An 8,806-nucleotide genomic window follows, 5' to 3' on the forward strand; every position below is an offset into this window, starting at 1 on the left:
GGGCGCACTTGGCGTACTCGGAGTGCTTGGCGCGCTCGGAGCGCTCGGAGCACTCCGAGCACTCCGAGCACTCCGAGCACTCCGAGCACTTCGGAGTACTCGCGTACGGAGGCGTCGTGCGAAGGACGCTAGCGATCCATCTCGACCTCGGAAAGTGATGTCTCGTCAACTATGAGTGACATCACGCTCCTTCAGCCTGACTCGTCCAGTGCGGCGAGGACCAGTCGGGCCGTCTCGGTCGGGGTGTCTCCCACGCGGACCCCGGCCGCTTCCAGGGCTTCCTTCTTCGCCTGGGCCGTGCCGGACGAGCCGGAGACGATCGCGCCCGCGTGGCCCATCGTCTTGCCCTCGGGTGCGGTGAATCCGGCGATGTAGCCGATGACGGGTTTGGTGACGTGGTCGCGGACGTACGCGGCCGCGCGTTCCTCGGCGTCACCGCCGATCTCCCCGATGAGGACGATGAGTTCGGTGTCGGGGTCGTCCTGGAAGGCGGCCAGACAGTCGATGTGGGTGGTGCCGACGACGGGGTCGCCGCCGATGCCGACACAGGTCGAGAAGCCGATGTCGCGGAGCTCGTACATGAGTTGGTAGGTGAGCGTGCCCGACTTGGAGACGAGGCCGATGCGGCCGGACTTGGTGATGTCGGCCGGGATGATGCCGGCGTTGGACTGGCCGGGGGTGATCAGGCCGGGGCAGTTGGGGCCGATGATCCGGGTGCCCTTGGCCCTCGCGTACGCGGTGAAGGCGACCGAGTCATGGACCGGGATGCCTTCGGTGATGACGACGGCGAGTTCGATGCCGGCGTCGGCGGCTTCCACAACTGCCGCCTTGGAGAAGGCGGGTGGCACGAATACGACGCTGACGTCGGCTCCGGTGGCCTCGATGCCTTCTCGCACGGAGCCGAAGACGGGCACGGCACGGTCGTCGAAGTCGACGCTCTGCCCGGCCTTGCGCGGGTTGACGCCGCCGACGACATCGGTGCCGGCCGCGAGCATGCGCCGGGTGTGCTTCATGCCCTCGCCGCCGGTCATGCCCTGGACGAGGACCTTGCTCTCCTTGGTGAGGTAGATGGCCATGTCCCGCTCCTTCAGCTGGCGTTGGCGAGTTGGGCGGCACGGCGCGCGGCGCCGTCCATGGTGGTGGACTGCTGGACCAGGGGGTGTGCGCGGTCGTCGAGGATCGCGCGGCCTCGTACGGCGTTGTTCCCGTCGAGGCGGACGACCAGCGGCTTGGTCAAGTGGACGGATTCCAGGGCCTGCACGATGCCGTCGGCGACCGCGTCGCAGGCGGTGATGCCGCCGAAGACATTGACGAAGACGGACTTCACCGCCGGGTCGGAGAGGATGACGGAGAGGCCGTCGGCCATGATCTGGGCGGAGGCTCCGCCGCCGATGTCGAGGAAGTTGGCGGGGCGTGCGCCGCAGCCCGCGACCACGTCGAGGGTCGACATGACGAGCCCGGCGCCGTTGCCGATGATGCCGACCTCGCCGTCCAGCTTCACGTAGTTGAGGTTCTTGGCGGCGGCGGCAGCCTCCAGCGGATCGTCGTGCGTGGACTCCTGGTCGCCCCAACGCGCCTGCCGGAAGCGGGCGTTGTCGTCGAGGGTGACCTTGCCGTCGAGGGCGAGGATCTGCCCCTGGGCGGTACGGACGAGGGGGTTCACCTCGACGAGTACGGCGTCCTCGCGGATCAGTACGTCCCAGAGCCTGACCAGGACGTCGACGGTCTGCGCGGGCAGGCCCGCGGCATCGGCGATCTCGGCCGCCTTCGCCGAGGTGACGCCCTCGGCGGGGTCGATGTGGACGCGCGCCACGGCGTCCGGCCGGGTGGCGGCGACCTCCTCGATGTCCATGCCGCCCTCGGCCGAGGCGATGGCGAGGAACCGGCCGGCGGCTCGGTCGAGTACGTAACTGACGTAGAACTCGCTCTCGATGTAGACCGGTTGGGCCAGCATCACCTTGCCGACGGTGTGGCCCTTGATGTCCATACCGAGGATCTGGCGTGCCGTCAGTTCGGTGGCGGCGGGGTCCGCGGCGAGTTTCACGCCGCCCGCCTTGCCGCGTCCGCCGGTCTTCACCTGTGCCTTGACGACGACGCGGCCACCGAGCCTGCGGGCGATCTCGCGTGCTTCCTTGGGCGAGTCCGTGACCTCCGCCCTCGGCACCAAAATGCCGTGTTCCTCGAAGAGTTCCCTTGCCTGGTGCTCGAACAGGTCCATCTCGGCTCCCTCTTAAAAGTGCCGCACGCCCCCTGGACACCACCCACTGGATGCGGGATAACAAGCTTCATACAGTATTCGTCAACTGTATGCAATGTACCGCGACGGCATCCACGAACAGTGCGCGCACCACGTCTGAGCTGCACTTCCGCGCGCCCAATCCCCTACGAAGGGACAGGACTTCGCCATGCCCGACGACAACAGCCAGAACCTCATCTCCGGTGGGCACCTGGTCGCCAAGGCACTCAAAGCGGAGGGTGTGGAGGTCATCTACACGCTCTGCGGCGGCCACATCATCGACATCTACGACGGCTGCGTCGACGAAGGCATCGAGGTCGTCGACGTACGTCATGAACAGGTCGCCGCCCACGCCGCCGACGGCTACGCGCGCATCACCGGCAAGCCCGGCTGCGCCGTCGTCACCGCGGGGCCCGGCACGACCGACGCCGTGACGGGGGTAGCCAACGCCTTCCGCGCGGAGTCCCCGATGCTGCTGATCGGCGGCCAGGGGGCCCACACCCAGCACAAGATGGGGTCCCTGCAGGACCTGCCGCACGTCGACATGATGACGCCGATCACCAAGTTCGCGGCGACCGTGCCGGACACAGCGCGAGCCGCCGACATGGTGTCGATGGCGTTCCGCGAGTGCTATCACGGAGCGCCCGGCCCGTCCTTCCTGGAGATCCCGCGCGATGTCCTCGACGCCAAGGTGCCGGTCGAGAAGGCTCGGATCCCCGCCGCCGGCCACTACCGGGCCTCGACCCGCTCGGCCGGTGACCCCGAGGCCATCGAGAAGCTCGCCGACCTGCTCGTGCACGCCGAGAAGCCCGCAATCCTGCTGGGTAGCCAGGTGTGGACGACCCGCGGCACCGAATCCGCCATCGAACTCGTACGCGCTCTCAACATCCCCGCGTACATGAACGGCGCCGGGCGCGGCACGCTGCCGCCCGGGGACCCGCACCACTTCCAGCTGTCGCGGCGGTACGCCTTCTCCAACGCCGACGTCATCGTCATCGTCGGTACCCCCTTCGACTTCCGCATGGGCTACGGGAAGCGGCTGTCGCAGGACGCGACCGTCGTACAGATCGACCTCGACTACCGGACCGTCGGCAAGAACCGGGACATCGACCTCGGGATCGTCGGTGACGCGGGTCTGGTCCTGAAGTCGGTCACCGAGGCCGCTTCCGGGCGCATCAACGGGGGCGCGTCGAAGCGCAAGGAGTGGCTCGACGAGCTGCGCGCCGCCGAGCAGACCGCCATCGAGAAGCGGCTGCCGAACCTGAAGTCGGACGCCTCGCCGATCCATCCGTACCGCCTGGTCAGCGAGATCAACGACTTCCTCACCGAGGACTCCATCTACATCGGCGACGGCGGCGACATCGTCACCTTCTCCGGTCAGGTCGTGCAGCCCAAGTCGCCCGGGCACTGGATGGACCCGGGGCCGCTCGGCACGCTCGGCGTCGGCGTCCCCTTCGTGCTCGCCGCCAAGAAGGCACGGCCCGACAAGGAGGTCGTCGCCCTCTTCGGAGACGGCGCGTTCTCGCTCACCGGCTGGGACTTCGAGACCCTCGTCCGCTACAACCTCCCGTTCGTCGGCATCGTCGGCAACAACTCCTCCATGAACCAGATCCGTTACGGCCAGGCCGCCAAGTACGGCCTGGAGCGCGAGCGGGTCGGCAACACCCTCGGCGACGTCCACTACGACAAGTTCGCCCAGATGCTGGGCGGTTACGGCGAAGAGGTCCGCGACCCCGCCGACATCGCCCCGGCTCTCCAGCGCGCCCGCGAGTCGGGCAAGCCGTCACTGATCAACGTCTGGGTCGACCCGGACGCGTACGCCCCCGGAACCATGAACCAGACGATGTACAAGTGAGGTGGAACCGTTGACAGCAACGACTGCGGCGTCAGCCACGGCAGCGACGCCGGCGACCTCGACCAAGGCCCTCGAAGGCATCCGCGTCCTCGACATGACGCATGTCCAGTCCGGTCCCTCCGCCACCCAGCTGCTCGCCTGGCTCGGCGCGGACGTCGTCAAGCTGGAGGCGCCGACCGGGGACATCACGCGCAAGCAGCTGCGTGACCTGCCGGACGTCGACTCCCTCTACTTCACGATGCTCAACTGCAACAAGCGGAGCATCACCCTCAACACCAAGACCGAGCGCGGCAAGGAGATCCTCACCGAGCTGATCCGGCGCTCCGACGTCATGGTCGAGAACTTCGGACCGGGCGCGGTCGACCGCATGGGCTTCACCTGGGACCGCATCCAGGAGATCAATCCGCGGATCGTCTATGCCTCCATCAAGGGGTTCGGGGACGGCCCGTACACCAACTTCAAGGCGTACGAGGTCGTCGCTCAGGCCATGGGCGGGTCGATGTCGACCACCGGGTTCGAGGACGGGCCGCCGCTGGCGACGGGAGCCCAGATCGGTGACTCGGGCACGGGCATCCACGCGGTGGCGGCGATCCTCGCCGCCCTGTTCCAGCGGGAGAACACGGGGCGCGGGCAGCGCGTGAACGTGGCGATGCAGCACGCCGTGCTGAATCTGTGCCGGGTGAAACTGCGGGACCAGCAGCGCCTCGGGCATGGACCGCTGGCTGAATATCCCAACGACGACTTCGGCGACGAGGTTCCCAGGTCGGGCAACGCGTCCGGCGGAGGCCAGCCCGGGTGGGCCGTCAAGTGCGCGCCGGGCGGCCCGAACGACTACGTGTACGTCATCGTGCAGCCCGTCGGCTGGAAGCCCATCACCGAGCTCATCGGGCGCCCCGAGCTCGCGGACGCCCCCGAGTGGGCGACCCCGGAAGCCCGGCTCCCCCAGCTCACCAAGATGTTCCAGCTCATCGAGGAGTGGTCGTCCACGCTCCCCAAGTGGCAGGTGCTCGAGCAGCTCAACGCCCACAACATCCCCTGCGGCCCGATCCTCTCCACCAAGGAGATCATCGAGGACGAGTCGCTGGTGGCCAACGAGATGGTCGTGACGGTGCCGCACCCCGAGCGGGGCGACTTCGTGACCGTGGGCAGTCCGCTGAAGCTCTCCGACTCCCCCGTGGACGTGACCAGTTCGCCGCTGCTGGGCGAGCACAACGAAGAGGTGTACGTCGGCGAGCTCGGTCTCGGCGACGAGGAGCTGCGCCTGCTCAAGTCGAACGGAGTGATCTGATTGATGGCCGAAGACCGCGTGCTGAGGGTGCGTACGCTCCTCGAAGCCGTGCGGGCCGAGGGGCGGAGCGCGCTGACCGCGCCCGAGGGCAAGGTGATCGCCGACGCGTACGCGATCGCCGTCCCCGGCGAGGAGCTGGCGACCGACGTCGACGAGGCGGTCTCCTACGCGGCGCGCTTCGGCGGGCCCGTCGTGATGAAGATCGTCTCCCCGGACATCCTCCACAAGACCGACGCCGGCGGCGTGATCGTCGGAGTGGAGGGCGCGACGGACGTACGCGCCGCCTTCCACAAGATCATCGAGAACGCCCGGGCGTACGATTCCCAGGCCCGTATCGAGGGCGTACAGGTCCAGGAACTGCTCCCCAAGGGGCAGGAGGTCATCGTCGGCGCGGTGACCGATCCGACGTTCGGGAAGGTCGTGGCCTTCGGGCTAGGCGGTGTGCTGGTCGAGGTCCTCAAGGACATCACCTTCCGGCTGGCGCCCGTGAGTGCGGACGAGGCGCTGTCGATGCTGGACTCGATCCGGGCCGCGGAGATCCTGCGCGGCGTGCGGGGCGCTCCTGCGGTGGACCGGTGGGCGATCGCCGAGCAGATCCGCCGGGTCTCCGAACTGGTCGCGGACTTCCCGGAGATCGCCGAGGTGGACCTGAACCCGGTGATCGCCACCCCGGAGGGCGCGATGGCCGCGGACATCCGGGTCATCCTCGCCGAGGAAGTGGCCAAGCCGCGACGGAAGTACACACGCGACGAGATCCTCAGCACCATGCGCCGGCTGATGGAGCCGTCGTCGGTGGCCGTGATCGGTGCCTCCAACGAGCAGGGCAAGATCGGCAATTCGGTCATGCGCAACCTCATCGACGGCGGCTTCTCCGGGGAGATCCACCCGGTGAACCCCAAGGCCGATGACATTCTGGGCCGCAAGGCGTACAAGAGTGTCACGGACGTTCCCGGTGAGGTGGATGTGGCGGTCTTCGCTATTCCCGCCAAGTTCGTGGCCTCGGCCCTGGAGGAGGTGGGACGCAAGGGGATCCCCAATGCCGTCCTGATCCCCTCGGGGTTCGCGGAGACCGGTGAGCACGCGCTGCAGGACGAGATCGTGGCCATCGGCGAGCGCTACGGAGTCCGGCTGCTCGGGCCGAACATCTACGGCTACTACTCGACGTGGCAGGACCTGTGCGCCACGTTCTGCACGCCGTACGACGTCAAGGGCGGCGTCGCGCTCACCTCGCAGTCCGGTGGCATAGGGATGGCCATTCTGGGCTTCGCGCGCACTACGAAGACAGGTGTTTCCGCGATCGTGGGGCTCGGCAACAAGTCGGACCTGGACGAGGACGACCTGCTGACCTGGTTCGGCGAGGACCCCAACACCAAGTGCATCGCCATGCACTTGGAGGACCTCAAGGACGGACGCGCCTTCGTGGAGGCCGCGCGGGCGACCGTCCCCAAGAAGCCGGTGGTGGTCCTGAAGGCGGGCCGTACGGCGGCCGGCGCCAAGGCCGCGGGCTCGCACACGGGTGCCCTCGCGGGCGACGACGCCGTGTACGAGGACATCCTGAAGCAGGCCGGTGTCATCAGGGCGCCCGGTCTGAACGAAATGCTGGAGTACGCGCGCGCGTTGCCGGTGCTGCCGACTCCCCAGGGCGACAACATCGTGATCATCACGGGCGCGGGCGGCAGCGGCGTCCTGCTGTCCGACGCGGTGACCGACAACGGCCTCTCCCTGATGGAGATCCCGCCGGACCTGGACGCGTCCTTCCGGAAGTTCATCCCGCCCTTCGGCGCGGCCGGCAACCCCGTGGACATCACGGGCGGCGAGCCGCCGTCGACGTACGAGGCGACGATCCGGCTCGGCCTGGAGGACCCGCGGATCCACTCGCTCGTCCTCGGCTACTGGCACACCATCGTGACCCCTCCCATGGTCTTCGCCGAGCTCACCGCGCGCGTGGTGGCCGAATTCCGGGAGCGCGGGATCGAGAAGCCCGTCGTGGCATCGCTCGCGGGCGACGTCGAGGTCGAGGAGGCCTGCCAGTACCTCTACGAGCACGGGGTCGTGGCCTACCCGTACACGACCGAGAAGCCGGTGGCCGTCCTCGGCGCGAAGTATCGCTGGGCGCGGGCTGCGGGGCTGCTGTGAGGCGGCGCGCGGCGGGCGCTGTTGGGGGGCGGTTCATGACTTGACCCGGTGAAGGGGCGGGCCGACGGTGCGCGTCGGCCCGCCCCGGGACCCGTGCGCACACGAAAGGAATTGGACAGGGGGCGCTGGCCAGATCTTTCGACGCAAGGGGTGCTACGCGACATGACAACCACCGACTTCACGACACCCGTCCCCTACAGGGAGGTGACGGACCGCAACGGCCGCCTGTACCGGATCGGTGAGACCGACCGGGACATCATGGGGCGACCACGCTGGACCATGGTGCTCTTCCCCTGGATGGGCATGATGGGCATCAGCTCCTCGGAGTACGCGTTCACATCCGCCGAGGACACCCTGCACGAGGCCCACCTCTGGGACAGTGGGCACATCTTCTGGCTGATGGGCGTCTGGATCTTCTTCCAGGCAGCCGTGGCCTTCCCGGCCGGCCAGCTGCGCGAAAGCGGAAAATTGCCCGCGCGGTACGCCATGATGCTCGGCGCACTCGGCACGATCCTGGGGTACATCTCTCTGGCGTACGCGCCGCACGTGATCGTCGCCTACATAGGCTTCGGCATGTTCAGCGGCATCGGCGCCGGCCTCGTCTACGCGACCTGCGTGAACATGGTCGGCAAGTGGTATCCGGAGCGCAAGGGCGGCAAGACCGGCATGGTCAACGGCGGTTTCGCCTACGGCTCCGTGCCCTTCGTGTTCCTGTTCACCTCGTACATGGACCTGTCCAACTACGAGACCGTGCTGGTCATGGTCGGCGTGATCTGCTGCACGGTCGTCGCCGTCGCCGGCTGGTTCTTCAAGGACCCGCCGAAGAACTGGTGGCCCGCGCACGTCGACCCGCTGAAGACCTCCGACGACCCGCGGGTCGTGCGGGCACTGGCAAAGAACCCGCCTGCGGTCAAGCAGTACACACCGCGGGAGGCTGCCAGGACACCCGTCCTGTGGATGATGTGGTTCTGCCTGTTGTGCACGGCCGGTATCAACATCTTCGGCATCGCCATGCAGGTGCCGTTCGGAAAGGAGATGGGGTTCGCGGGCGGCATCGTGGCCACCGCGATGTCACTCAAGGCGATCGTCAACGGCACCGGACGTGGTGTCATCGGCTGGATCTCGGACCGCTACGGCCGCCGGAACACACTCGTCATCGTCTGTGTCGTCCTCGGCTGCTCGCAGTTCGGCGTGTTCTTCTCCGGGAACATGGGCTCGATGCCGTTCTTCCTGGTCTGCTCGATGGTCTCCGGCTTCGGCGGCGGCGCGATCTTCCCGCTCTTCGCGGCCA

General features: G+C 67.9%; 6 protein-coding genes. 4 read left to right on the forward strand and 2 right to left on the reverse strand.

Annotation, left to right across the window (positions count from 1 at the left end; all coding sequences use genetic code 11):
• Positions 1 to 191: 191 nt before the first annotated feature.
• Both sucD and sucC read right to left on the reverse strand, forming a co-directional pair.
• Positions 192 to 1,076, reverse strand: coding sequence for a succinate--CoA ligase subunit alpha (gene sucD, locus AOK17_RS08960; protein ID WP_055611810.1), 885 nt, complete (start codon positions 1,074 to 1,076; stop codon positions 192 to 194).
• An 11-nt stretch (positions 1,077 to 1,087) separates the two neighbouring features.
• The gene (gene sucC / locus AOK17_RS08965; RefSeq protein WP_055611811.1) at positions 1,088 to 2,218 is read right to left on the reverse strand and encodes an ADP-forming succinate--CoA ligase subunit beta; all 1,131 of its coding nucleotides are present in this window, start codon (positions 2,216 to 2,218) and stop codon (positions 1,088 to 1,090) included.
• Positions 2,219 to 2,405: 187 nt separating this feature from the next.
• Between sucC and AOK17_RS08970 the strand changes: the two genes are divergently transcribed.
• The 4 genes from AOK17_RS08970 to AOK17_RS08985 all read left to right on the forward strand — a co-directional run.
• The gene (locus AOK17_RS08970; RefSeq protein ID WP_055611812.1) at positions 2,406 to 4,091 is read left to right on the forward strand and encodes a thiamine pyrophosphate-binding protein; all 1,686 of its coding nucleotides are present in this window, start codon (positions 2,406 to 2,408) and stop codon (positions 4,089 to 4,091) included.
• A gap of 1 nt (position 4,092) precedes the next feature.
• Positions 4,093 to 5,379, forward strand: a complete 1,287-nt coding sequence (gene frc, locus AOK17_RS08975; RefSeq protein WP_386676512.1) for a formyl-CoA transferase — start codon at positions 4,093 to 4,095, stop codon at positions 5,377 to 5,379.
• Between the two features lie 3 nt (positions 5,380 to 5,382).
• On the forward strand, positions 5,383 to 7,515 hold the full coding sequence (locus tag AOK17_RS08980) for an acetate--CoA ligase family protein (RefSeq protein ID WP_055611817.1): 2,133 nt from the start codon (positions 5,383 to 5,385) through the stop codon (positions 7,513 to 7,515).
• Positions 7,516 to 7,677: 162 nt separating this feature from the next.
• The coding region (locus tag AOK17_RS08985; protein ID WP_055611813.1) for an OFA family MFS transporter at positions 7,678 to 8,806 on the forward strand (1,129 nt) is incomplete at its 3' end.

The sequence above is a fragment of the Streptomyces phaeochromogenes genome, assembly GCF_001418655.1.
GTDB classification, from domain to species: Bacteria; Actinomycetota; Actinomycetes; order Streptomycetales; family Streptomycetaceae; genus Streptomyces; species Streptomyces phaeochromogenes.